Origin of the sequence: Clostridium phoceensis (assembly GCF_001244495.1) — a bacterium.
In the GTDB taxonomy this organism is placed as follows: Bacteria; Bacillota; Clostridia; order Oscillospirales; family Oscillospiraceae; genus Lawsonibacter; species Lawsonibacter asaccharolyticus.
In genome coordinates, this window is record NZ_LN866274.1 from 2,464,143 (window position 1) to 2,488,197 (window position 24,055).

The 24,055-nt window shown below is 66.3% G+C and carries 20 protein-coding genes, 1 other RNA gene and 1 pseudogene; 19 read left to right on the plus strand and 3 right to left on the minus strand.

What is annotated here, in order from left to right:
• Positions 1 to 187: 187 nt before the first annotated feature.
• From BN1969_RS12760 to ligA, 3 genes and pseudogenes are all read left to right on the plus strand, one after another.
• Positions 188 to 1,359, plus strand: a pseudogene (locus tag BN1969_RS12760) (methionine gamma-lyase family protein).
• Between the two features lie 60 nt (positions 1,360 to 1,419).
• Positions 1,420 to 1,785, plus strand: coding sequence for a sporulation protein YunB (locus BN1969_RS12765; protein WP_050624644.1), 366 nt, complete (start codon positions 1,420 to 1,422; stop codon positions 1,783 to 1,785).
• Positions 1,786 to 1,806: 21 nt separating this feature from the next.
• Complete coding sequence (gene ligA, locus BN1969_RS12770) at positions 1,807 to 3,780, plus strand: NAD-dependent DNA ligase LigA (protein ID WP_050624645.1); 1,974 nt, start codon at positions 1,807 to 1,809, stop codon at positions 3,778 to 3,780.
• Positions 3,781 to 4,011: 231 nt separating this feature from the next.
• On the opposite strand, the gene BN1969_RS12775 is transcribed toward ligA, so the two are convergent.
• Positions 4,012 to 4,740: a YebC/PmpR family DNA-binding transcriptional regulator gene (locus tag BN1969_RS12775; protein ID WP_050624646.1), complete on the minus strand. Its 729-nt coding sequence runs from the start codon at positions 4,738 to 4,740 to the stop codon at positions 4,012 to 4,014.
• A gap of 713 nt (positions 4,741 to 5,453) precedes the next feature.
• Between BN1969_RS12775 and BN1969_RS12780 the strand changes: the two genes are divergently transcribed.
• Both BN1969_RS12780 and rnpB read left to right on the plus strand, forming a co-directional pair.
• Positions 5,454 to 6,992, plus strand: coding sequence for a sodium:solute symporter family protein (locus BN1969_RS12780; protein WP_050624647.1), 1,539 nt, complete (start codon positions 5,454 to 5,456; stop codon positions 6,990 to 6,992).
• 60 nt (positions 6,993 to 7,052) lie between these two features.
• An RNA gene (gene rnpB / locus BN1969_RS16860) (RNase P RNA component class A) lies at positions 7,053 to 7,480 on the plus strand.
• A gap of 228 nt (positions 7,481 to 7,708) precedes the next feature.
• On the opposite strand, the gene BN1969_RS12785 is transcribed toward rnpB, so the two are convergent.
• Positions 7,709 to 8,134 (minus strand): DUF6291 domain-containing protein, encoded by a 426-nt coding sequence (locus BN1969_RS12785; protein ID WP_050624648.1) that lies wholly within the window; start codon positions 8,132 to 8,134, stop codon positions 7,709 to 7,711.
• Positions 8,135 to 8,503: 369 nt separating this feature from the next.
• Here BN1969_RS12785 and BN1969_RS12790 point away from each other — a divergent pair, with 369 nt between their 5' ends.
• From BN1969_RS12790 to BN1969_RS12805, 4 genes are all read left to right on the plus strand, one after another.
• Complete coding sequence (locus tag BN1969_RS12790) at positions 8,504 to 8,842, plus strand: DUF3870 domain-containing protein (RefSeq protein ID WP_050624649.1); 339 nt, start codon at positions 8,504 to 8,506, stop codon at positions 8,840 to 8,842.
• A 158-nt stretch (positions 8,843 to 9,000) separates the two neighbouring features.
• Positions 9,001 to 10,590 carry an N-acyl-D-amino-acid deacylase family protein gene (locus tag BN1969_RS12795; RefSeq protein ID WP_050624650.1) on the plus strand — a complete coding sequence of 530 codons (1,590 nt, stop codon included), beginning with the start codon at positions 9,001 to 9,003 and terminating at the stop codon, positions 10,588 to 10,590.
• Between the two features lie 130 nt (positions 10,591 to 10,720).
• Positions 10,721 to 12,343: an N-acyl-D-amino-acid deacylase family protein gene (locus BN1969_RS12800; RefSeq protein ID WP_050624651.1), complete on the plus strand. Its 1,623-nt coding sequence runs from the start codon at positions 10,721 to 10,723 to the stop codon at positions 12,341 to 12,343.
• Positions 12,344 to 12,421: 78 nt separating this feature from the next.
• Complete coding sequence (locus BN1969_RS12805; RefSeq protein ID WP_050625483.1) at positions 12,422 to 13,753, plus strand: TRAP transporter large permease subunit; 1,332 nt, start codon at positions 12,422 to 12,424, stop codon at positions 13,751 to 13,753.
• A gap of 80 nt (positions 13,754 to 13,833) precedes the next feature.
• Here BN1969_RS12805 and BN1969_RS12810 read toward each other — a convergent pair whose 3' ends face one another.
• Entirely contained in the window at positions 13,834 to 14,577 is a 744-nt protein-coding gene (locus BN1969_RS12810; RefSeq protein ID WP_050624652.1) for a tRNA threonylcarbamoyladenosine dehydratase, read from the minus strand.
• Positions 14,578 to 14,914: 337 nt separating this feature from the next.
• Between BN1969_RS12810 and BN1969_RS12815 the strand changes: the two genes are divergently transcribed.
• The 10 genes from BN1969_RS12815 (at position 14,915) to BN1969_RS12860 (ending at position 23,296) form a co-directional block, all read left to right on the plus strand.
• On the plus strand, positions 14,915 to 15,967 hold the full coding sequence (locus tag BN1969_RS12815) for a D-alanine--D-alanine ligase (RefSeq protein ID WP_050624653.1): 1,053 nt from the start codon (positions 14,915 to 14,917) through the stop codon (positions 15,965 to 15,967).
• 4 nt (positions 15,968 to 15,971) lie between these two features.
• Positions 15,972 to 17,366 (plus strand): UDP-N-acetylmuramoyl-tripeptide--D-alanyl-D-alanine ligase, encoded by a 1,395-nt coding sequence (locus BN1969_RS12820; RefSeq protein WP_050624654.1) that lies wholly within the window; start codon positions 15,972 to 15,974, stop codon positions 17,364 to 17,366.
• Positions 17,367 to 17,459: 93 nt separating this feature from the next.
• Positions 17,460 to 19,109, plus strand: coding sequence for an ABC-F family ATP-binding cassette domain-containing protein (locus tag BN1969_RS12825; RefSeq protein WP_082203590.1), 1,650 nt, complete (start codon positions 17,460 to 17,462; stop codon positions 19,107 to 19,109).
• 22 nt (positions 19,110 to 19,131) lie between these two features.
• Positions 19,132 to 19,572: a hypothetical protein gene (locus tag BN1969_RS12830; RefSeq protein WP_050624655.1), complete on the plus strand. Its 441-nt coding sequence runs from the start codon at positions 19,132 to 19,134 to the stop codon at positions 19,570 to 19,572.
• The gene (locus tag BN1969_RS12835) at positions 19,569 to 20,195 is read left to right on the plus strand and encodes a YdcF family protein (protein WP_050624656.1); all 627 of its coding nucleotides are present in this window, start codon (positions 19,569 to 19,571) and stop codon (positions 20,193 to 20,195) included. Before BN1969_RS12830 ends, BN1969_RS12835 begins: the two co-directional genes overlap by 4 nt.
• A 24-nt stretch (positions 20,196 to 20,219) precedes the next feature.
• Entirely contained in the window at positions 20,220 to 20,801 is a 582-nt protein-coding gene (locus tag BN1969_RS12840) for a GNAT family N-acetyltransferase (RefSeq protein WP_077138762.1), read from the plus strand.
• Positions 20,725 to 21,783, plus strand: coding sequence for a peptide chain release factor 1 (gene prfA, locus BN1969_RS12845; protein ID WP_050624657.1), 1,059 nt, complete (start codon positions 20,725 to 20,727; stop codon positions 21,781 to 21,783). Before BN1969_RS12840 ends, prfA begins: the two co-directional genes overlap by 77 nt.
• Before the next feature lie 30 nt (positions 21,784 to 21,813).
• Positions 21,814 to 22,083: a hypothetical protein gene (locus BN1969_RS12850; RefSeq protein WP_050624658.1), complete on the plus strand. Its 270-nt coding sequence runs from the start codon at positions 21,814 to 21,816 to the stop codon at positions 22,081 to 22,083.
• Positions 22,084 to 22,095: 12 nt separating this feature from the next.
• On the plus strand, positions 22,096 to 22,752 hold the full coding sequence (locus BN1969_RS12855; RefSeq protein ID WP_050624659.1) for an HAD family hydrolase: 657 nt from the start codon (positions 22,096 to 22,098) through the stop codon (positions 22,750 to 22,752).
• Positions 22,745 to 23,296, plus strand: a complete 552-nt coding sequence (locus tag BN1969_RS12860; RefSeq protein ID WP_050624660.1) for a GNAT family N-acetyltransferase — start codon at positions 22,745 to 22,747, stop codon at positions 23,294 to 23,296. The genes BN1969_RS12855 and BN1969_RS12860 overlap by 8 nt, the downstream gene beginning before the upstream one ends.
• The last annotated feature ends 759 nt before the right edge of the window (positions 23,297 to 24,055 follow it).

Genomic DNA, 24,055 nt, shown 5'->3' on the forward strand with positions numbered 1-24,055 from the left:
CCGGGGGCATCTCAGTGCCCTGCCGGTATATCCACACCCCGGCGGAGACCGCCAGCCTGTCCGACGCGGATGCCTGCGTCCAGCTGGCAGCCGCCCTGGCCCAGCGGCCGCTGGAGCAGCCCTGAGGGGGCGGCCGGGCGGGGAGAGCCCGTATGAAACCAAAGAAAGATAGGAATGAGCAAGGAATATGACATTACAGATAAGCCAGCGGGTCCTGGACCTGGGGGAGAAGGCCCGGCAGGGCCTGGCGGAGCAGTTTGCACGCATCGACGCCATTGCCGAGGAGAACACCGCCCGGGTGCTGTCCGCGTTCCAGAAGCACCGGGTGGCAGAGGGGTACTTTGCCGGCACAACCGGGTACGGGTATGACGACCTGGGCCGGGACCAGCTGGACCAGATCTACGCCGACCTGTTCGGCACCGAGGCGGCCCTGGTGCGCATCCAGTTCGTCAACGGCACCCACGCCATCACCTGCGCCCTCTTCGGGGCGCTGAAGGCGGGGGATGTGCTCCTGTCCGCGGTGGGGGCCCCCTATGACACCCTGATGGGGGCCATCGGCACGGCGGACAAGGGCCACGGCTCCCTGCGGGACTACGGGGTGGAATACCGGCAGGTAGAGCTGAAGGATGACTGCCCGGACCTGGAGGGGCTGGCCCGGGCGGCGGCGGACCCCCGGGTGAAGGCGGTGCTGATCCAGCGATCCAAGGGGTACTCCACCCGTGCCTCCCTGTCGGTGGCGGAGATCGGGGAGATGTGCCGCATCGTAAAGGAGGTCAACCCGGGCGCCGCCGTCCTGGTGGACAACTGCTACGGGGAGTTCGTGGAGACCCAAGAGCCCACCCATGTGGGGGCGGACCTGGTGGTGGGCTCCCTCATCAAGAACCCCGGCGGCGGACTGGCCCCCACGGGGGGATATATCGCCGGCCGCCGGGACCTGGTGGAGGGGGCGGCCATGCGGCTGACCGCACCGGGCATCGGCGGGGGGCCGGCGCTTATACACNCGGCGTGATGGAGCTGCTGGGCTATGAGACCGAGCCCGCCTCCTCCGCCGTCCGCCATGACATCATCCAGATGATCCATATGCGGGAGCCGGAGGCGCTGAAAAAGTTCTGCAAGGGCATCCAGTTCGGCGCGCCGGTGGACTCCTATGTGACGCCGGAGCCCTGGGACATGCCGGGCTACGACTGCCAGGTCATCATGGCCGCGGGGGCCTTCGTCCAGGGGGCCTCCATCGAGCTGTCCGCCGACGCCCCCATGCGCCCCCCCTACACCGTCTATCTCCAGGGCGGCCTCACCTTCGAGTCGGGCCGGCTGGGCGTGCTGCTGGCGGTGCAGGAGCTGCTGGGCGGGAAAGATTGACATAGGCCAAGCGCCCTGATGAATATCCTGACCCATAGGGGGTGAGGATATGGATATGCGATGCCGCCTGCGGGCCGTCCGCTGNTGGCCCAGATCCTCTCCGCACTGGAGGGGGTGGACGCCTCCGAGATCCGCATCCCCCTGGGCAGCCTGGTGGACAGCGAACTGGTGTGGGCCCGGGGCCCGGAGCTGCGGGTGCGGGCCCTGCGGGTGGGGACGGTGTCGGCGGAATTCCGCAGCGACTTCTCCCAGGCGGGGGTGAACCAGACCCTGCACCGCATCGAGCTGGAGGTGGCCGTCCCCGTGACGCTGATCCTGCCCGGCGGGCAGACGGAGCTGACCGTAGAGACCGGCCTGCGGGTGGCGGAGACCGTCATTGTTGGGGCGGTGCCCGACACATATCTGACCCTGAACGGGGCCGCGTGATACAGAGGAGAGATGCCTTTCATGGATGAAAAACAGGAGCTGGAGTGCCTGCGCCGGGAGCTGGTGCAGGCCAACTATGAGTATTATGTCCAGGACGCCCCCACCATGACGGACTACGACTACGACCACAAGCTGCGCCGGCTGGAAGAGCTGGAAGCAGCCCACCCGGAGTGGATCACCCCCGACTCCCCCACCCAGCGGGTGGGGGGGAAGGCCCTGGACGCCTTCCAGCAGGTGGTCCATCGGGTGCCCCTGGAGTCCCTCCAGGACGTATTCGACTTTGAGGAGCTGCGCCAGTTTGACCAGCGGGTGCGGGGCGCGGCGCCGGACGCCCGCTATGTGGTGGAGCCAAAGGTGGACGGCCTCTCGGTGGCGCTGGAGTATGAGGACGGGGTCTTCGTCCGGGGGGCCACCCGGGGGGACGGCCGGGTGGGGGAGGACGTCACCGAGAACCTGCGCACCGTCCGGTCTATCCCTATGGTCATCCCTGACGCCCCCGCCAGGCTGATCGTGCGGGGGGAGGTGTTCATGCCCAAGAAGGTGTTCCACGCCCTCAATGAGGAGCGGGAGCGGCGGGGGGAGCCCCTCTTCGCCAACCCCCGCAACGCCGCCGCCGGCTCCCTGCGGCAGCTGGACCCCAAGGTGGCGGCCCGCCGCCGCCTGGACATCCTGGTGTTCAACGTCCAGTGGGTGGAGGGGGAGACCTTCAGCACCCATCTGGAAACCCTGGAGTACCTGAAAACACACAGCTTTAAAGTGATCCCGCATTACAGCTGTGACCAGGTGGAGGAGGCGGTTGCCCGCATCGCACGGATCGGGGAGGAGCGGGACAGCTTTCCCTTCGATATCGATGGAGCGGTCGTAAAGGTAAATGACCTGTCAGAACGTGAACTGCTGGGCAGCACGGCCAAATTCCCCCGCTGGGCGGCGGCCTACAAGTACCCCCCGGAGGTGAAGCCCTCCAGAGTGGTGGACATCACGGTCCAGGTGGGCCGCACCGGGGTGCTCACCCCCAAAGCGGTGCTGGAACCGGTGCGGCTGGCGGGGACCACCGTGACCAGCGCCACCCTCCACAACCAGGACTTCATCACGGAGAAGGACATCCGCGTCGGGGACACGGTGCTGGTCCGAAAGGCGGGGGAGATCATCCCGGAGGTGCTGTCCGTGGTGGCGGAGGAGCGGCCGGAAGGCACCCAGCCCTACCGCTTCCCCCAGGTCTGCCCGGTGTGCGGCGCTCCGGTGGAGCGGGAGGAGGACGGGGCCCACATCCGCTGCACCGGAGCGGAGTGCCCCGCCCAGCTGCTGCGCAATCTGGCCCACTTCGCCAGCCGGGACGCCATGGACATCGAGGGCCTGGGCATCGCGGTGGTGGAGAACCTGGTGAACGCGGGGCTGGTGAAGACCCCCGGCGACCTGTACTTCCTGAAGGAGGAGGACGTGGCCCAGCTGGAGCGGATGGGCAAGAAGTCGGCGGAAAACCTGATGGCCGCCATCCAGCGCTCCAAGGAGCAGGACCTGTCCCGGCTGATCTACGCCTTTGGCATCCGGCAGGTGGGGCAGAAGGCGGGCAAGGTCCTGGCGGCCCGCTTTGGGACCCTGGAGGCCCTGGAGAACGCCACCCTGGAGGAGCTCACCGCCGTGGACGACATCGGGGAGATCACCGCCCGGAGCGTCCTGGAGTGGATGGCCAGCCCCCAGAGCCGGCACCTGATGGCCCGGTTGCGGGAGGCAGGGGTGAATACCGCCGCCGCGGAGAAGGGGGAGGACCAGCGCTTTGCGGGGATGACCTTCGTGCTGACCGGCGCCCTGGAGCGCCTCACCCGGGAGGAGGCGGCGGCCATGATCGAGGACCGGGGGGGCAAAGCGGCCTCCTCCGTGTCCAAGAAGACCACCTATGTGGTGGCGGGGGAGGCTGCCGGCTCCAAGCTGCGCAAGGCCCAGGAGCTGGGCGTCCCGGTGCTCAGCGAGGAGGAATTTTTCCGGCTCATGGAGTGAGTGGAGGGCCAGCAGGGCATTTGGAGAGTTGGATCGTCTGGACTGGAGCGGCGGGGCGTCAGCCCTGCCGCTCGGTGTTTTCCCCGGAAGAGGGGGGAGAGGGCGGGGAAGAAGAGCGAGGCCGCGTCCCGCATGGAGATGAGGGCCCGGCAGGCTCCGGGAGCACAGGGACAGAACAAGAGCGGGACCGCCCGAAAGCGGTCCCGCTCTTTGCCGGCAGGGACGGAGGGATCAGTCCTGCTCCCAGTTGTGGTAGACGTTCTGCACGTCGTCATTGTCCTCCAGGAACTCGATGAGCTTGGTCATGTTCTTGATGTCCTCCTCATCGGTGAGCTTCACATAGTTCTGGGGCACCATCTGCACGCCCGCCTCCAGGAAGGTGTAGCCCTTGGCCTCCATGGCGGCCACCACGGCGTTGAAAGCGTCGGGATCGGTGTAGACCTCGAACACCTCGTCGTCAGCCTGCATGTCGTCGGCGCCGGCATCCAGGGCGTCCATCATCACGGTGTCCTCGTCCAGGTCCTCGGCGTCCAGCACGATGACCCCCTTCTTGTCAAAGGACCAGGACACACAGCCGGTGGCGCCCAGGCCCTTGCCGTACTTGTCCAGCAGATGGCGCACCTCGGGGGCGGTGCGGTTGCGGTTGTCGGTGAGGGCCTCTACGATGACGGCCACGCCGTTGGGGCCGTAGCCCTCATACACCACGTTCTCAAAGTCGTCGGTGTTGCCGGAGCCCAGCGCCTTGTCGATGGTGCGCTTGATGTTGTCGTTGGGCATGTTGGCGGCCTTGGCTTTGGCGATGACGGTGGCCAGGCGGGAGTTGTTGGCGGGGTCGCCGCTGCCGCCGGTCTTGACCGCCACGATCATCTCACGGGCGATCTTGGTAAAGATCTGGGACCGCTTGGCGTCCGCCGCGCCCTTGGTCTTCTGGATATTGTGCCACTTGGAATGTCCGGACATATCTCTCGTTCCCTTCTCTGAGTTCATTAAAAAGCGATGATATTATATCACTTCTCCCTGTCCTTTGCAACCCCTGGATGGGGACAGTCTGCCCCATCGGGGGCCGGGGAGAAAGATTTCAGGCGAATTGACGAAATACGGGATTCCCTTCGGTCTTTGCGTAGGGGCGCATATCATGCGCCCGCCGGTTTTACACCGGCTGTCCCTATTCTGCCAGGGTAGGCGCGACACCACCGTGGGGTCTGCGCGCCCATTGGACCCACCAACGGCGGCAGCACAAACGGGGGAAGCGGGTGTCGTCCCCCACCCGCGCCGGACGCCGGCGCCATACCCAAGGCCCGTGTCCCCCGCATCGGGGGTCCGGGGGAAAGCGGACTGCGGGACCTAGGCGGAACGGATGTGGAGCCGTGGTCCCGCCGGGAGCGTCACCCGGCGATTCTTTGGTTTCTTTCTGATCGCTCAGAAAGAAACCCGCCCCACAGGGCGGAACCTCTTTAACAGATCCTAAGGATTGATATGGGGTCGAGGGAGGGAAGACCCCTCATCCGTTGCGGCATACGCCGCGCCACCTTCCCCCATGAGGGGGGAAGGCTTTTCGGGCGGCTTCCAGCCGCCCCGGAGGCGTGGGAGGATCAGCTGAAAAAAACTCTTGACTTTATTGCTTTTGTGCGTTACAGTTTAACGCGAGAAAGTTTTTTGGGAGTGTGATCGCTATGATCGTCAAACTGGGTATGCTGATCGTGTTCTTCGGCGTGATGGTGGGCATCGGCCTGTACTGCCGCCGCCACGCCACGGATGTGAACGGATTTGTGCTGGGCGGGCGCTCTGTGGGCCCCTGGCTCACCGCTTTCGCCTACGGCACTTCTTATTTCTCCGCCGTGGTCTTCGTGGGCTACGCCGGACAGTTTGGATGGAAGTACGGCATTGCGGCCACCTGGGCGGGCATCGGCAACGCCCTGCTGGGCTCGCTGCTGGCCTGGGCGGTGCTGGGCCGCCGGACCCGCATCATGACCCAGCACCTCAGCTCCGCCACCATGCCGGAGTTCTTCGGCAAGCGCTTCAGCAGCGACAAGCTGAAGATCGCCGCCTCAGTCATCATCTTCATCTTCCTCATCCCCTACACCGCCTCGCTGTACAACGGACTGTCCCGCCTGTTCGGCATGGCCTTTAACATCGACTATTCCGTGTGTGTCATCGTCATGGCGGTACTCACCGGGGTGTATGTCATCGCCGGCGGCTACATGGCCACCGCCATCAACGACTTCATCCAGGGCATCATCATGATCGTGGGCATCTGCGCCGTCATCGCCGCCGTCCTCAACAGCCAGGGAGGCTTTATGGCCGCCCTGGAGGGACTGGCCCAGGTGAGCGACCCCGCCGTCTCTGACATCCCCGGCGTCTTCGCCTCCTTCTTCGGCCCCGACCCCCTGAACCTGCTGGGCGTGGTGCTGCTCACCTCGCTGGGCACCTGGGGCCTGCCCCAGATGGTCCAGAAGTTCTACGCCATCCGGGACGAGAAGGCCATCGAGACGGGCACCGTCATTTCAAGCGTATTCGCCCTGCTGGTGGCCGGCGGCTGCTACTTCCTGGGCGGCTTCGGGCGGCTCTTCTCCGACCAGATCGACGTGGCGGCCAACGGATATGACTCCATCATCCCCACCATGCTCTCCGGACTGTCCGATGTGCTCATCGCCGTGGTGGTCATCCTGGTGCTCTCCGCCTCCATGTCCACCCTGTCCTCCCTGGTGCTGGCCTCCAGCTCCACCCTCACCCTGGACTTCCTGAAGGACCACTTCATCAAAGATATGGATGAGAAGCGCCAGATCCGCATCATCCGGGGCCTGATCGTGGTTTTCATCGCCATCTCCGTGGTGCTGGCCATCATCCAGTACAGGTCCAGCGTCACCTTCATCGCCCAGCTCATGGGCGTGTCCTGGGGCGCGCTGGCGGGCGCCTTCCTGGCCCCCTTCCTCTACGGCCTGTACTGGAAGAAGGCCACCTCCGCCGCCTGCTGGGCCAGCTTTCTCTTCTCCACTGTGGTGATGCTGTCCAACATCTTCGTGGGCTCCCGCTTTCCAGCTCTGCTCCAGTCGCCCATCAACGCCGGCGCTTTCTGCATGCTGGCCGGACTGGTGATCGTGCCGGTGGTGAGCCTCTTCACCCGCAAGCCCGACCCGGTGCTGGTGGAGGACGCCTTCTCCTGCTACAACAAGCCCGTCATCGTGGCCCAGCGGGAGGCCTTGGGAGACTGAGCGGCGGGTCATCCGCAGATGGATTTGACAATCCGCCGGTTTTCCTGTATCATAGACGGGCAAGTAAGCTGGACAGCCGCGCGGGCGGGGCGAAAGGCCCGCCTGTGAGGAAAGTCCGGGCTCCGCAGGGCAAGGATAACGGGTAACACCCGCCGGGGGCGACCCTAGGAAAAGTGCAACAGAGATATACCGCCTCGATCCCCCGTGAGCGGGGGAGGAGGCGCGGTGGAATGAGCGAGCTTTCCCTTGGGGGAAGCGAGGGATATGAAACTTGCGCCGGTGAGGTAAGGGTGGAAAGGTGAGGTAAGAGCTCACCCGACGGCTGGGAACTGTCCGTCGCTGTAAACTCTATCCGGAGCAACGCCGTGGAGGGACACACAGGTCGGCCCGACCGTCCCGGGGAGGCGGCTGGAGCGCACCGGCAACGGTGCGTCGAGATAGATGGCTGTCTTAAAAGACAGAACCCGGCTTACAGGCTTACTTGCATCTTCAGAAAAAAGAGTGGAGGGAGATCCTTCACTCTTTTTTTGTGTGTTGGCCATGCTCTTTTTTAAGTGGATCTCCGCGTTCTCCGGCATCACAGGACCGGCGTCGGAAGAGCAGGCACCTGCCGGCGGGCCATCGCGGCCGCCAGGGACAGGACCCACGCCGGCGGCAGCCAGTTCACCTTCACTGCCCGGGATAACAGACCGCATGGGCGCGCCCATGCGGTCCTGTCAGTCCTGTCCCTCTGCTCCCCCTGCCTCCGCCATGGCCGCCTCCTCCCGCAGGCGGGCGGCCAGCTTCCGGGTCAGCTCCATGTCCTGCTCCCGGCTCCAGGAGCGCTCCCGGGCGGGAGCCGGGGGCCTGCCCGGACGGTCCCCCTGCTGGCGGCGCAGGGCCCGGGCCTGCCGCTGGCTGAGCCACCGCTGGGTGTCCCGCAGGACGGCCGCTCCCAGAAAGCCGCAGGCGATCCTGGTCTGGCCGGACATCTGGGGGTAGTGGTCCAGGATCTCCTCCATGGTCACCGACGGGTCCCGCCACACCCGCTCGGCGTAGACGCACAGGGCGGACAGCAGCCACCCCCGCTGGTCCGGGGGGAGGTCCTCCACCACAAAGTAGTTGTCAAAGTAGAAAACAAAACCCCGTTTCGCGTTCTCCAATCCGCATCCCTCCTTACTCCTAACGGAAAAGGGGGGAGAAAGTGGCACATTTCCGTGCAATTAGGGCCCCGTAACAGTAACAGTCAGAGAAATAGAAAATGTCATTGGTATCTCTGTTATAGTGATAGGAAGAGCGATGGTCACGGTGCCGCGCCGGGCGGCGGAGGAGAGAGGGGGGAGGGGACCATTTTTCCCCCGCGGGGGACGGGAGCGCTGTCAAGAACATCTTTCCATCCAAACCTCGCCTCAGCCACAACGAAAAAGCTGTGGCTGACACAGCGATTTTCCTGGGATGTTGGAGCGGGGCGGTTGACAAGGCCCCGCTTTTGTGGTAATTTGATAACAGCAACAAACTTAGGGATGTTTTTTATGTTGGATTTCAACCCGGGGGAGCATATCTGCGTGGTGGGGGACGCCCGCCCGGAGAAGACCAACCCCATCTACCTGGCCCACGAGAAGGTGATCCTCATCCTGGTGGTGGAACGGGCCACCGGCCTGATCGTGGACGCAGACACCAATATGGTCTGCGAGCTGACCCGGCGCTTCCTCCGCTCCGTCTTTGTGGGGCACAGCCTGGTGGACGACCTGGAGGAGATCCGGAACAGCCTTTTGGACAACTATCTGGGGGACTCCAAGCGGGTGCTGTACGCCGCCGCCCGGTCCGCCCGGATGAAGTTCCTGGACAGCACCAGTCAGGCGCGTGAATAGTCAGCATTTTGCTATGCGGCGGGAAGTGGACTTGTCCTTTCTGCCATCCAGTAGCAGGACGCACTGAACCGCAGCGGGACGGAACGCCCCGCCGGGCAGGTGCGTCCTTTTGCATCCCAACAGACAAGCGAGACAGCAGAAAGAATGGAGGTATCCCTATGTATGATCTGATCCTGCGGGGCGGCACGGTGGTGGACGGGAAGCGTTCCCAGCCCTATGCCGCTGACATCTGCATCCGGGAGGGGCGCATCGCCCGCATCGCCCCGGAGGGCGGCGAGGAGGCCCGGGAGGTGGTGGACGTGTCCGGACTGGCGGTGGCCCCCGGCTTCATCGACATCCACACTCACTCTGACGCCTGCCCCCTGGTGGACTATGAGCCGGAGAGCAAGCTGCACCAGGGCATCACCACCGAGATCACCGGCAACTGCGGCATCTCCATCCTGCCCAGCACGCCGGAGAGCCGGGACGAGATCGGCCGCTACTTCTTCAGCCAGCTGGAGCTGCCCGCCGGGAGCCTGCCCCAGCTGGGAGTGTCCGGCCTGGAGGAGTACGCCCGGATGGTGGCGGACCACGGCTGCGCCGCCAACTACGGCCAGCTGGTGGGCCACGGCACCCTGCGGGGGGCGGTGATGGGCTTTGTGGACCGGGACCCTGAACCGGAGGAGATGGAGCAGCTGAAGGACCTGCTGGAGCGGGAGCTGAAGGCGGGCGCCTTCGGTATGTCCCTGGGGCTGATCTATCCCCCCAGCGCCTTCTGCAAGAGCGAGGAGCTGGTGGAGCTGGCCAAAGTGCTGAAGAAGTACGACGCCCTGCTCACCGTCCACATGCGCAACGAGGGGCCCCGCATCTTCCAGGCAGTGGATGAGATGATCGACATCACCCGCCGCTCCGGGGTGCACCTGCAGATCTCTCACCTGAAGCTGATGGGCAAGCCCCAGTGGGGCCGCTCCCAGGAGCTACTGGACAAGATCGAGGCGGCCCGGCAGGAGGGGATGACCATCACCTGTGACCAGTACCCCTACACTGCCACCTCCACCTCCATGACCGCCCTGCTGCCCAAGTGGGCCCACGACGGCGGCGTGTCCGCCCTGGTGGCCCGGGTCAAGGCCCCCGACCAGCGGCTGAAGGACGAGACGGCGGCGGAGATGGAGGACCGGGGCGGCCCGGCCCATGTGATGGTCTCCGGCACCCACGGCTACCACCCGGAGTGGGAGGGCAGGACCGTGGCGGAGCTGGCGGAGGAGCTGGGGCTGTCCCCGGTGGACACAGTGATGCATGTGCTGTCCGCCTGCGAGGGCTCGGTGGCCTGCATCTACTTCTGCATCAACGAGGACGACATGCTGAACATCATGAGGGACATGCGCATCGCACTGGGCAGCGACGGATACGGCTTCTCCTATGACCGGTCCATCACCCGGACCAACCCCCATCCCCGCAGCTTCGGCACCTTCCCCCGCTTCCTGGAGCTGGCCCGGGACCACAGGCTGATGCCCCTGGAGGACGCGGTGTACAAGATCACCGGCCTGCCGGCGGACATCCTGGGCCTGAAGGACCGGGGCACCCTGGAGGAGGGCCGGATCGCCGACATCACGGTCTTTGACCCGGAGCAGGTGCGGGACCTGTCGGAGTACACCGACTCGGTGAAAAAGCCGGCGGGCATCCGCCACGTGCTGGTGGGGGGCACCTTCGCCCTGAAGGACGGCGCGGCTACCGGCTCCAGAACGGGCACGGTGCTGAAGAAGGTCTGAGACAATCTGGCCTGCCAATATAGAGGGACCGCCGCGGCGGTCATCCCTCCCCTTTCCGGGGAGAGATGGCCGGGGGAGCTGAGGGCGGCTCCCCCGGCGGGCCTCTGGAGAAAAAAGGAGGGAAGGAGCCTTGTATGATCTGATCCTGCGGGGCGGCACGGTGGTGGACGGAACGCGTTCCCGGCCCTATGCCGCCGACGTATGCATCCGGGACGGGCGCATCGCCCGCATCGCCCCGGATGCGGGGGAGGAGGCACGGGAGGTGGTGGACGTGTCCGGGCTGACGGTGGCCCCGGGCTTCATCGACATCCACAGCCACTCCGATGCGTGCCCCCTGCTCAGCTTCCAGCCGGAGAGCAAGCTCTTCCAGGGCATCACCACCGAGATCACCGGCAACTGCGGCACCTCCATCCTGCCCAGCCTGCCGGAGAACAGCCGGGAGATCGTCCAATACTTTTTTGATGACACCAGCATGTTCAGTCAGGTGGTCCTCAACGAGAAGGACCGGAGCCTGGACGGCCTGTACGGGGTGGAGGAGTATGCCCGGGCGGTGGCGGCCCACGGCTGCACCGCCAACTACGGCCAGCTGGTGGGCCACGGCACCCTGCGGGGGGCGGTGATGGGCTTTGTGGACCGGGACCCTGAACCGGAGGAGATGGAGCGGCTGAAGGACCTGCTGGAGCGGGAGCTGAGGGCGGGCGCCTTCGGCATGTCCCTGGGGCTGATCTATCCCCCCAGCGCCTTCTGCAAGCGGGAGGAGCTGGTGGAGCTGGCCAAGGTGCTGAAGAAGTACGACGCCCTGCTCACCGTCCATATGCGCAACGAGGGGCCCCGCATCTTCCAGGCAGTGGACGAGATGCTGGACATCACCCGCCGCTCTGGAGTGCACCTGCAGATCTCCCACCTGAAGCTGATGGGCAGGCCCCAGTGGGGGCGCTCCCGGGAGCTGCTGGACAAGCTGGCGGCCGCCCGGCGGGAGGGGCTGAACGTCACCTGCGACCAGTACCCCTATACCGCCACCTCCACCTCTATGACCGCCCTGGTGCCCAAGTGGGCCCACGACGGAGGCCGCGCCGCCCTGCTGGAGCGGCTGCGGGACCCCTCCCGGCAGCTGAAGGCGGAGATCGCCGCCGAGATGGAGGACCGCGGCGGAGCGGACCGGGTGATGATCGCCGGCACTCACGGCTGCCGCCCGGAGTGGGAGGGCAGGACCGTGGCGGAGCTGGCGGAGGAGCTGAAGCTGTCCCCGGCGGACACGGTGGTCCACGCCCTGGACTGCTGCGGCGGCCGGGTGGCCTGCATCTACTTCTCCATCGATGAGGGCGACATGCTCAACATCATGAAGGACATGGACATTGCGGTGGGCAGCGACGGATACGGCCTGTCCTTTGACCGCTCCATTACCATCACCGACCCCCACCCCCGCAGCTTCGGCACCTTCCCCCGCTTCCTGCGGCTGGTGCGGGAGCACCAGCTGATGCCGCTGGAGGACGCGGTGTACAAGCTGACCGGCCTGCCGGCGGACATCCTGGGCCTGAGGGACCGGGGCACCCTGGCGGAGGGCCGGATCGCCGATATCACAGTCTTTGACGCGGAGCGGGTCCGGGACACCTCGGAGTTCACCGATTCCGTGCGGAAGCCGGAGGGCATCTGCCATGTGCTGGTGGGGGGCGAATTCGCCCTGCGCCAGGGCAGGTCTGCCGGAGGGAGAAAGGGGGCGGTCATCCGGCGCGAGAGCGGAGGACCTGTCTGAGGACAGGGAGAAAACAATATGTGTGAGCCGTCCCGGCCTGCCTGTCTGGACCGGGGCGGACAGAAGGGAGAAACAGATATGGAATTAGGTAGTTGGTCTATCATTCAGGCGCCCTCTCTGCTGGCTCTGATCCCCCTGGTGGTCATGATCGTGCTGATCTTCCGGGGGAAGAGCAACGTGTCCGCCATCATGGTGGGCGTGCTGGTGGGCGCTCTGCTGCTGGGGCAGGACCTGGGGGCCATGGCCAAGGCTTTCGCCACCTCGCTGGGCTCCTCCACGGCCCTGATCGGCCTCATCATCATGATGGGCGCCGGCCTGGGCGTGCTGATGAGCGAGGCGGGGGTCACCCACACCCTGGTCTACTGGATCGTCAAGCGCATCGGCGTGAACACCCAGACCAAAGGCAAGATCGCCCTGGTGGTGGTGTCCATCATCGTCTGCGGCCTGCTGGGCACCCTGGGCGGCGGCAACGCCGTCATCGCCCCCATCATGCTGCCCATCATGGCCTCCCTGGGGGTCACCCCCACCGTGGTGGCCACCCTGTTCAAGGTGGCGGGTGAGATCGGCCTGATCCTGGGCCCCCTCACCGGCGTGACCCTCATCACCATGGAGGTCACCGGCCTGTCCTACGGCGAGCTGATGATCCAGGCGGCCATCCCCTTCGCCGTGTTCTGGCTGGCTGGCGCCTGGGTGGGCGCGAACCGCGCCCAGAAGCGCACCTTCGGCAAGGAGGGCTATGCCCTGGGGGAGGACGTGCAGCACCTGGATCAGGTGGTCATCACCCCCCGTCAGAAGCGGACCACGGTCGCTTTCCTGATCTCCTTTGTCCTTCTGGTGGGCTACGGCATCGCCACCAAGCAGGGCACCAACTACGCCCTGATGGTCATGATCGTCCTGGCTGCCGTGGTGGCCATCTTCGGCGGCATCGAGATCGACCGCTCCGTGGACTGCATCACCAAGGGCGTGGCCTCCCAGGCCAACATGTTCCTGATCTTTGTGAGCATCGACGTGCTGCTCAACCTGGTCACCCTGGGCGGCGGCTTTGACGCCCTCTCCAACCTGCTGGGCGGCCTGGCGGGCAACAGCCCCACCGCCGTCATGCTGGTGGCCTCTGTGGTGGGCGGCTTCGGCATCGAGGCGGCCGCCGTGGCGGAGATCCAGATCATCACCGACATGTTCGGCGGTCTGGCCACCCAGGTGGGCCTGCCCATGGGCTGCTTCGCCGTCTCCATCCTGGCGGCCACCCGGCTCACCGGCTCCGCCTATCCCACCACCAACTTTGCCGGCCAGCTGGGCACCGCCCAGTGCAGCAACACCAAGGAGGCCCTCCAGGCCTGCTGGATCAGCGTTGCCTTTGCCTGCGTCTTCGTGGTGGCGTACTCCTTCATCGGCCCCCTGATCCTGGGCTGAGCCCGGCGGGACTGAAAAAGAGTGAAAAAAGCCCCCTGTATAGGTCTGTTCCTATACAGGGGGCAGCTTTTTTGAGGCGGTCAGAGACCGGCCAGATCCCGGATGACCGCCCCGGCCAGCACCAGCCCGGCGGCGCCGGGGACAAAGGAGACCGAGCCCGGGACGGCCCGGCGGGGGGAGGAGGCGGGGCGGGTGTCTCCGCCGGGGGGGAGATCCGCCTCCGGGGGGGCCAGGGGGGCGCGGGGCTCCTCCCGGGACCAGACCACCTTCAGGTGGTGGATGCCCCGCTTCCGCAGCTCCTTCCGCATCACCCGGGCCAGGGGGCAGCCCTCCGTTTTGGACAGGTCGGAGACGGAGAAGGCGGAGGGGTCCAGCTTGTTGCCCGAGCCCATGGCGCTGATGAGCGGGACCCCCAGAGCCTGGCAGCGGACGGCCAGCTCCAGCTTGGCGGAGACGGTGTCCACCGCGTCCACCACATAGTCGTACCGGGACAGGTCCACCTCCCCGGCGTTTTCCGGCAGGTAGAACATCCGCAGGGCCCGCACCCGGCAGGCGGGGTTGATGTCCCGGACCCGCTCCGCCATCACCTCCGCCTTGGGGCGGCCCAGGGTGGAGTGGAGGGCGATGAGCTGCCGGTTCAGGTTGCTCTCGGAGACGGTGTCGTCGTCGTACAGGTCCAGGGCGCCGATGCCGGCCCGGGCCAGGGCCTCAGCGCAGAAGCCCCCCACGCCGCCCACCCCGAAGAGGGCCACAGAGGCGTGGAAGAGCCGCTCCTGGGGGCCGTCGCCCAGGAGCATGCGGGAACGGGAGAATTGATCGGACACAGGTCCCACCTCGTCTTTCCAAAGGGGTGCCCCGCCCGCCGGGCGGAGCGTTCTTTCTTGGCGCGTGCGGTGACGGCTGAGGGAATTTCCCGGGGCTCTGCGGAAAAGATGCAGATCCGGCCTCTGTTTTTGTCACCACACGGGCCATCATATCATAAGATTTGGGTGAGTTCAACGGCAAGGAGGGCGGGACAGAGCGCAAAAGCGGGGGAAAAGGGATAAAATTCCCGTGGAAGGAGGCAAAATGAGAAAAGGCCATTGAGTATTTCAGGGATATGTGCTAAAATATTTGGCTGGCATATTATTATAAGACAGACCTGATGAGGTGTTGAATAGGATGAAGATCGTGGTATTGGCGGGCGGGCTCAGCCCGGAGCGCAACGTCTCCCTGTCCTCCGGCGCTATGGTGAGCGAGGCCCTGCGGGAGCAGGGCCATCAGGTGGCGCTGGTGGACCTGTTTTTCGGGACAGAGGGGGTGGAGGGCCCGGCAGAGGCCCTCTACGACGTCCCGGTGCCCCAAGCGTTCAAGCGGATCGGCCGGCAGGCCCCCGACCTGGCCCAGGTGCGCGCCGCCCGCCGGGACAGGAGTCCCTCGTCCATCGGCCCCGGGGTGCTGGAGCTGTGCGCCGGCGCGGACGTGGTCTATCTGGCCCTTCACGGCGCCTGCGGCGAGGACGGCCGCATCCAGGCGGCCCTGGATCTGCTGGGAGTGCCCTACACCGGCTCCGGCTGCCTGGCCAGCGCCATCGCCATGGATAAGGACCTGACCAAGCGCCTGGTGGCGGGTCAGGTCACCACCCCGGCCTGGCGCTCCGTCACCGTGACGGAGGAGAACCTGGAGGAGCTTGCCCGGCAGACCCGCCTGCCTGTGGTGGTCAAGCCGGTGGACAGCGGCTCCTCCATCGGGGTCTTCATCGCCCGGGACGGACAGGAGCTGCGCCGGGCCCTGGAAGAGAGCCGGAAGCTGGGGGGCCGCACCGTGCTGGAGGAGTATATCCAGGGCAGGGAGATCCAGGTGGCGGTGCTGGAGGACCGGGCCCTGCCCTCCATCGAGATCATCCCCAAGGAGGGCTTCTACGACTACGAGAACAAGTACCAGCCCGGCGCGGCCCTGGAGGTCTGCCCGGCCCAGATCCCCCCGGAGTGGGAGCAGCGGCTGGGGGAGGCGGCGCTGGCCGTCTTTCGGACCATCGGGCTGTCCGTGTACGCCCGGGCGGACTTTATCGTGACGCCGGACGGGACCCCCTATTTCCTGGAGATCAACACCCTGCCCGGCATGACCCCCACCAGTCTGGTGCCCCAGGAGGCGGCCGCGGTGGGCATCGGCTACGGCGCCCTGTGCCAGACCATCGTGGAGGCGTCTCTGAAAGCCAGAAAAGGAGGAGCCTGACCAGATGGAAGCCATCACTCTGGCCCAGCTTCTGGAGGCCGTCCACGGCACGCTGCTGGGCGACTTCCGGGATGAGAACGTGATCGTCCAGCGGGTGGACACCGACAGCCGGACCATCCACCCCGGCTCCCTGTTCATCCCCCTGGTGGGAGAGCGGTTCGACGGGCACGCCTACATCAACGCCGCCCTGGAGGGGGGCGCTCTGGGCTGCCTCACCGCCCGGGAACGGGAGAGCTACCGCCCCGACAGATTCTATATCAAGGTGGCCAGCACCCAGCGGGCCCTGCGGGACCTGGCCGCATGGTACAAGGCCCGATTCCCCATCCCCTTCATCGCCGTGACGGGCAGCGTGGGCAAGACCACCACCAAGGACATGATCGCCGCCGTGCTGAGCACCCGGTACCGGGTGCTCAAGACCGAGGGCAATTACAACAACAACATCGGCCTGCCCCTGACCCTGCTGCGGCTGGACAGGAGCTGTGAGATCTGCGTGCTGGAGATGGGGATGGACCGCCCGGGGGAGATCGACTACCTGGGGGAGATCGTCCAGCCGGACGTGGGAGTCATCACCAACATCGGGGACGCCCACATCGAGCGCCTGGGCAGCCGGGAGAACATCTTCCGGGCCAAGTGCGAGCTGCTGCCCCACATCCGGCCCGGCGGGCTGGTGGTGCTCAACGGGGATGATCCCATGCTGGCATCCCTCCGGGGCCGCACCCCGGTGCCCGCCGTCTTCTGCGGTCGGGAGGAGGGCCTGGAGTACCGGGCCCGCCGGCTGGAGGGGGACGGGGACAGCCGCATCCTCTGCCAGATGACCACCCCCCGGATGGACCGGCAGGTGGGGATCCCCGCCCTGGGGGAGCACATGATCTACCCCGCCCTCATCGCCGCCGCCATCGGGGAGCGGTTCGGGCTCACCCAGGACCAGATCGTGGAGGGCATCCTCCGCTTCGTCCCCACCCGGATGCGGATGAATATCCTCTACCGGGGGGATGGGATCGTGATCCTGGACGACACCTACAACGCCAACCCCCAGTCCATGCGGGCGGCCATCAGCGTGCTGTCCGACCGGCGCAGCCAGTGGAGCATCGCCGTGCTGGGGGACATGTTCGAGCTGGGGCCCTTCGCCCCCGCCCTGCACACGGGGGTGGGGGAGTGCCTGGGCAAGGCCCGCATCGACTGCCTGGTGGCGGTGGGGGAGCTGGCGGAGCACATCGCCCAGGGGGCCCGGAACTCCGGCGTGCCCCTGGTGTACCACTGCAAAGACAAGGCGGAGGCCAAGCCTGTCCTGGACCAGCTGGTCCGGCCGGGCAGCACCATTTTAGTGAAGGCGTCCCGCGGGATGGAGCTGGAGGAGCTGACCGCTTACCTGCTCTCCATCACCCCGGAGGCGGAGTGACCCCCAGGGCCCTCCCGCGGACGGACCGTTTGGAAGGCCCGCCTGCGGGAGGGCCCTTCCCAGAGGCCAACACAGGAGAGACAGAGGACCGTTATGATCGATATCGCCATTTCCGGCCTGGTCAAGGAATTTGAGGTCGGCAAAAAAATACTGGACGGGCTCACCTTTCAGGTGGACTCCGGCGAGCGGGTGGGACTGCTGGGCAAGAACGGCTGCGGCAAGACCACCCTGCTGCGCATCCTCACCGGCCAGCTGGACTGGGACGAGGGGGAGGTGGTCCTGGCCCCGGACAAGCGGGTGGGCCTGATCTCCCAGATCCCGGTCTACCCCGCCGGCTACACGGTGGAGGATGTATTGGACACCGCCTTCCGCCCCCTGCGGGAGATGGAGGAGGAGATGGAGCAGCTGGCCGCCCGGATGGAGCGGGGGGAGGACCCCGCCCTGCTGCGCCGGTACGACCAGCTCACCGCCGCCTTCGAGGCCGGGGGCGGCTATGACACCGACACCCGGAAGAACAAGGTGTGCAGCGGCCTTCAGATCGGCCCGGGGATGCGGGAACAGCTCTTCGACCGGCTCTCCGGCGGGGAGAAGACCCGGGTGAACCTGGGCCGGCTGATCCTGGAGGACACCGACATCCTGCTGCTGGACGAGCCCACCAACCACCTGGACCTGAAGGCCACCGAGTGGCTGGAGGAGTATCTGGACAAGTTCAAGGGCACCGTGCTGGCGGTCTCCCACGACCGCTGGTTCCTGGACCGGGTGGTGGACCGGGTCATCGAGATCCAGGAGGGGAAGGCGGAGTTCTACTCCGGCAATTACAGCTTCTATGTGGTGGAGAAGGAGCGCCGCTACCAGGAGAAGCTGAAGCAGTATGAGAAGGAGCAGGCCAAGATCCAGCAGCTGGAGAAGGCCGCCGAGCAGCTGCGGATCTGGGCCTATTCGGGCAACGACAAGATCTTCAAGCGGGCCCAGTCCATGGAGAAGCGCATCGAGCGGATGCGGACCACCGACAGGCCCACCCGGGAGCGGAAGATGGAGGTCCGCTTCGGGGAGCGGGAGTTCCGGGGGGATGAGGTGCTCACCATCAAGGGGCTGTCCAAATCCTTCGGCCAGCGCGCCCTGTTCTCCGGGGTGGACCTGGAGGTGGTGGGGGGCGAGCGCATCGCCCTGCTGGGGGACAACGGCACCGGCAAATCCACCCTCATCAAGATCCTGATGGGGGAGGAGGGGCCCGACGAGGGGAAGATCCGCATGGGCCCCACGGTGAAGATCGGCTACCTGCCCCAGATCATCCACTTCGACCACCCGGAGCGCAGCCTGCTGGACACCATGCTCTATGAGCTGGACTGCACCGCCCAGACCGCCCGCAACCGGCTGGCCTCCTTCAAGTTCCGGGGGGAGGACGTATTCAAGCCGGTCTCCGCCCTGTCCGGCGGGGAGCAGTCCCGGCTGCGGCTGTGCATGCTCATGGACGAGAAGATCAACCTCCTGATCCTGGACGAGCCCACCAACCACCTGGACATCCAGAGCCGGGAGTGGATCGAGGAGGCGGTGGAGGAGTACGAGGGCAACCTGCTCTTCGTCTCCCACGACCGCTACTTCATCGACCGCTTCGCCACCCGGGTGTGGGTGCTGGAGGACGGGCAGGTCACCGACTTCCGGGGCAGCTACGGCGAGTACCGGGCAGCCCGGGAGAGGAAGCAGGCCCAGGCCGGCCCCGCCCCGGCCCTTATACCCATCTAGGTGGGGNTGGATCGAGGAGGCGGTGGAGGAGTACGAGGGCAACCTGCTCTTCGTCTCCCACGACCGCTACTTCATCGACCGCTTCGCCACCCGGGTGTGGGTGCTGGAGGACGGGCAGGTCACCGACTTCCGGGGCAGCTACGGCGAGTACCGGGCAGCCCGGGAGAGGAAGCAGGCCCAGGCCGTCCCCGCCCCCGCGGCGGCGCCGGCGGAGAAGAAGGAGAAGCCCCGGCGGCCCGGCGGCACCAAGAACCTGGAGAAGGAGGTGGCCGCCGCCGAGCGGGCGGTGGCTAAGGCAGAGGAACAAATGTACGAGCTTGGGCTCCAGATCGAGGAGGCCGCCTCCGACTATCTGAAGCTCCAGGAGCTGTATGAGCAGCGGGAGGCGCTGGAGGAGGAGATCCTGAAGCTGTACGGGACTTGGGAGCGCCTGTCGGCGGAGCTGGAGGAGGCCAGAGGATGAAGCGGCAGATCAGCAGTTATAAAGGAAGGAAGCTCTGTCTCTGGCAGAAGCTGCTGCTCTCGGCGGTGCTGGCCGGGGCCGTGACCTTTGCCGGGCTGTTCGGCGCGGTGCTCTACGGCTCCTACGACCATATCCAGGGGGATCCCCGGGCGATGGTGGTGCTGGGCTGCCAGGTGATGCCCGACGGGGAGCCCTCCATCCTTCTGCGGGACCGGCTGGACCGGGCGCTGGACTACCTGGAGGACCACCCGGACCTGACGGTGGTGGTCTCCGGGGGCCAGGGGGACAACGAGCCCGTCACCGAGGCCCGGTGCATGGCGGACTACCTGATGGAGCGGGGGGTGGAGGAGGACCAGCTGCTTCTGGAGGAGCGGTCCCACAACACCGACCAGAACCTGCGCTATTCCCGGGAGCTGCTGGAGGCAGAGGGCTGTGATCTGTCCCAGGGGGTGGTGGTGGTCTCCAACGGCTTCCACCTGACCCGGGCCCGGATGCTGGCGGAACGGGCCGGATATGACAGTGTCTCCACCCTGGCGGCCCCCTCCAGCCACCTGCCCTCCCGGCTGCACATGTATGTGCGGGAGCCGCTGGCCCTGGTCAAGTCATTTTTCCTGGACCGGTGAGGGGCCGGGGGAGAGGAGGCAGCTGTGGATCAGATCACCATTCGGAATATGCAGGTGGAGGAGTATGAGACACTGAAGGACCTCCTCTATGAGGCGATCTACGTCCCGCCGGGGGACGCTCCGCCGCCCAGGTCGGTGGCAGACCGGCCGGAGCTGCGGGTCTATTTCCAAGGATTTGGAAGTGGACCGCTGGACCGGGCTCTGGCAGCGGTGGACGGAAGCCGGGTGGTGGGCAGTGTATGGTGCCGGCTTATGGATGACTACGGACATATCGACGATGAGACGCCCTCCCTTGCGGCGGCGCTGTATCCGGAGTACCGGGGCCAGGGCATCGGAACAGAGTTGCTGCGCGCCATGATGGATGCTTTGGAGCGGGAGGGGGTCCGTCAGGTCTCCCTGTCCGTGCAGAAGGGGAACCCGGCGGTCCGCCTGTATCGGAGAGTGGGATTCCGTATAGTACGGGAGACAGAAGAGGAATATATCATGGTGGACCGCCTGGGGCGGGCATCAAGCGGAAAGGAGCATGCCCATGCTGGACAAGCTGGCGGCCGTGGAGGCCCGATACAGCCAGATCGAGGCCAGGCTGGCCGCGCCGGAGACCTATGACGACCCCGCCCAGGTGGCCCGGCTGAACAAGGAGCAGAACGAGCTGTCCCCGGTGGTGGAGACATACCGGGCCTACCTCCGGGCCCGGGAGCGGGAGCAAGAGGCCGGGGCCCTGCTCTCCGACCCGGAGCTGCGGGAGCTGGCCCAGGAGGAGCAGCAGCAGGCCAGGCAGGAGCTGGAGCGGCTGGAGCGGGAGCTCCAGGTCCTGCTGCTCCCCAGGGACCCCAACGATGGGAAGAACGTCATCGTGGAGATCCGGGCCGGGGTGGGGGGGGAGGAGGCCGCCCTCTTCGCCCACTCCCTCCACCGCATGTACTCCATGTACGCCGAGAGCCGTCGCTGGAAGACGGAAGTGGCCAGCCTGAACATGACGGAACTGGGAGGGGTAAAGGAGATCTCCTTCACTATCGAGGGGGACGGGGCCTGGTCCCGGATGAAGTTCGAGAGCGGCGTCCACCGGGTCCAGCGGGTGCCGGAGACCGAGTCCGGCGGGCGTATCCACACCTCCACCGCCACGGTGGCCGTCCTGCCCGAGATGGAGGAGGTGGAGGTGGACCTGGACCCGGCGGACGTGGAGATGCAGGTGTTCCGCGCCTCCGGGGCGGGGGGCCAGCATGTGAACAAGACCTCCTCAGCGGTGCGGCTCATCCACAGGCCCACAGGCATGGTGGTGGAGTGCCAGCAGGAGCGCAGCCAGTTCCAGAACCGGGACAGGGCCATGCGCATCCTGGCTTCCCGGCTGTACGAGGCGGAGCAGGAGAAGCGCAGCAGCGAGTTCACCGCCGAGCGCCGCAGCCAGGTGGGCACGGGGATGCGCAACGAGCGCATCCGGACTTATAACTTTCCCCAGGGGCGGGTCACGGACCACCGCATCGGGCTGACCCTGTACAAGATCGAGAGCGTGATGGACGGGGACCTGGACGAGCTGATGGACGCCCTGGCCGCCGCCGACCAGGCGGAGCGGCTGAGGCAGACCCAGTAAACGACGACGAAAGGATCGGGAGGGACCGACATGGATTTTTATATTCACTATACCGCCCTGCCCCAGGGGAAGAGCCTGGCGGACGTGGTGGGCGAGCTGAACGAGGTGCTGGAGGACGGCGGCGCGGTGTGCGGCGGCCAGACGGACGGCCCCGGCGGACGGCTGGATCTGGAGCTGGAGGACGAGAAGGTGAACCCCAAATTCGCCCAGATGGCGGTGAAGGCCTATCTCCAGCGGGCCCAGTTTCCCCGGGATACCCGGGTGGAGCTGGGGGGCATGGAGATCGGGGTCTACGAGTGAGGCCGGGCCGCTATGTTCCAAAATGTGATCTTTGATCTGGACGGCACTCTGCTCAATACCATAGACGACCTGGCGGATGCGGCCAACTGGGTGTGCGCCCGGCACGGGTGGCCCCTCCACACGGTGGAGGAGTACAAGCGCTTCGTGGGCAACGGGATACCCCGGCTGGTGGAGCGCTTTGCTCCGGCCCCGGAGCGGACGCCGGAGGGGCTGGCCCGGGCCCTGGAGGAGTTCTCGGAGCGCTATGGCGCCCACAGGGCGGACAAGACCGCCCCCTATGCCGGGATGCCGGAGGCGGTGGAGCGGCTGAGGGCGGCGGGGGTGCGGACGGCGGTGCTGTCCAACAAGGCCCACGCGCTGGCGGGCCCGGTGGTGGAGGACTACTACCCGGGGCAGTTCCCCTGGGTGCAGGGGGCCCTGCCCGGCCTGCCCACCAAGCCGGACCCCACCCTGCTGCACCGGCTGATGGAGCAGATGGGGGCCTCCCCGGAGGATACTCTGTTCGTGGGGGACAGCGATGTGGACATCCGCACCGCCAGGAACGGCGGCCTGACCAGCTGCGGCGTGCTGTGGGGCTTCCGCGGACGGGCGGAGCTGGAGGCGGAGGGGGCCGACTGTCTGGCCCGGACGCCGGAGGAGCTGGTAAAGGCGGTGCTGGGAGATGGCTGAGACTATTTTAGAGACTGACCGACTGATACTGCGGGAAATGACGGACAGAGATTTTCCTGCCCTGTGCCGGATGCTTCAGGATCGGTCAGTAATGTACGCCTATGAGCATGCCTTTTCAGACCAGGAGGCTTGGGAATGGCTTCGCCGCCAGCAGGCGCGGTATCGAAAGGATGGCTTCGGCCTGTGGGCAGCAGTGGAGAGAACATCCGGAGAGATGGTGGGCCAGTGCGGACTCACTTGGCAGGGGCTGGGAGATGGCACACGGATACCCGAGGTTGGCTATCTTCTGGAGCGGACGGCCTGGCACAAGGGCTACGCCGTTGAGGCGGCCCGGGCCTGCCGGGACCATGCCTTTTCAGCCCTAAAATTTGAGGAGGTATTCTCCATCATCCGGGACATCAACCTTGCATCCCAAAGAGTAGCTCGGTGCATCGGGATGGAGGAGCGGGGCTCTTTCATAAAGCACTACTATGGGATGGATATGCTCCACATCGTGTTCTCCGTCCGGCAGGGGGAACAGCTTCCGCCCGCTGGAAGCCCTTGAGGGGCCCCATAGAAGCTCCCACACACCTTTCCTTAGAGGAAAGGTGTCGCGGCATATGCCGTGTCCCCACCTCAAGCCTTCCCCCCAGAGGGGGGAAGGTGGCACGGCGAAGCCGTGACGGATGAGGGGGCGTCCTTCCACCGGGCCGGTCTCAGTCACAGGATTTGTCAGGGGGGTTCCGCCCTGCGGGGCGGAATCCATTTGGGGACACCCTGCCGCCGAAGCCGGGCGGGCCAAGCCCGCCTCTGCACAAAGACCGAAAACATCCCGAAGGGGCGGCTTCCAGCTGCCCGGAAAGCCTTCCCCCCAGAGGGGGGAAGGTGGCACGGCGAAGCTGTGACGGATGAGGGGGCGTCCTTCCACCGGGCCGGTCTCAGTCACAGGATTTGTCAGGGGGGTTCCGCCCTGCGGGGCGGAATCCATTTGGGGACACCCTGCCGCTGAAGCCGGGCGGGCCAAGCCCGCCCCTGCACAAAGACCGAAAACATCCCGAAGGGGCGGCTTCCAGCTGCCCGGAAAGCCTTCCCCCCAGAGGGGGGGAGGTAGCACGGCGAAGCTGTGACGGATGAGGGGGCGTCCTTCCACTGTCCCCGTCTCAGTCATGATTTGTCAGAAAGGCTCCGCCCTGCGGGGCGGAATCCATTTGGGGACACCCTGCCGCCGAAGCCGGGCGGGCCAAGCCCGCCCCTACGCAGGGCGCGGACCCCATAGGGAGACCGGCGGGGGGAACGGGGTCCGCCGGAGCCGCGCGCCGCGCCG

Excerpts from the sequence above, each read along its gene's own strand:
- BN1969_RS12795 (WP_050624650.1), top strand. The coding sequence starts at position 9,001 with ATGTATGATCTGATCCTGCGGGGCGGCACGGTGGTGGACGGGAAGCGT.
- BN1969_RS12805 (WP_050625483.1), top strand. The coding sequence starts at position 12,422 with ATGGAATTAGGTAGTTGGTCTATCATTCAGGCGCCCTCTCTGCTGGCT.
- ligA (WP_050624645.1), top strand. The coding sequence starts at position 1,807 with ATGGATGAAAAACAGGAGCTGGAGTGCCTGCGCCGGGAGCTGGTGCAG.
- BN1969_RS12780 (WP_050624647.1), top strand. The coding sequence starts at position 5,454 with ATGATCGTCAAACTGGGTATGCTGATCGTGTTCTTCGGCGTGATGGTG.
- BN1969_RS12855 (WP_050624659.1), top strand. The coding sequence starts at position 22,096 with ATGTTCCAAAATGTGATCTTTGATCTGGACGGCACTCTGCTCAATACC.
- BN1969_RS12790 (WP_050624649.1), top strand. The coding sequence starts at position 8,504 with ATGTTGGATTTCAACCCGGGGGAGCATATCTGCGTGGTGGGGGACGCC.
- BN1969_RS12860 (WP_050624660.1), top strand. The coding sequence starts at position 22,745 with ATGGCTGAGACTATTTTAGAGACTGACCGACTGATACTGCGGGAAATG.
- BN1969_RS12835 (WP_050624656.1), top strand. The coding sequence starts at position 19,569 with ATGAAGCGGCAGATCAGCAGTTATAAAGGAAGGAAGCTCTGTCTCTGG.
- BN1969_RS12825 (WP_082203590.1), top strand. The coding sequence starts at position 17,460 with ATGATCGATATCGCCATTTCCGGCCTGGTCAAGGAATTTGAGGTCGGC.
- BN1969_RS12775 (WP_050624646.1), bottom strand. The coding sequence starts at position 4,740 with ATGTCCGGACATTCCAAGTGGCACAATATCCAGAAGACCAAGGGCGCG.
- BN1969_RS12820 (WP_050624654.1), top strand. The coding sequence starts at position 15,972 with ATGGAAGCCATCACTCTGGCCCAGCTTCTGGAGGCCGTCCACGGCACG.
- BN1969_RS12850 (WP_050624658.1), top strand. The coding sequence starts at position 21,814 with ATGGATTTTTATATTCACTATACCGCCCTGCCCCAGGGGAAGAGCCTG.
- prfA (WP_050624657.1), top strand. The coding sequence starts at position 20,725 with ATGCTGGACAAGCTGGCGGCCGTGGAGGCCCGATACAGCCAGATCGAG.
- BN1969_RS12815 (WP_050624653.1), top strand. The coding sequence starts at position 14,915 with ATGAAGATCGTGGTATTGGCGGGCGGGCTCAGCCCGGAGCGCAACGTC.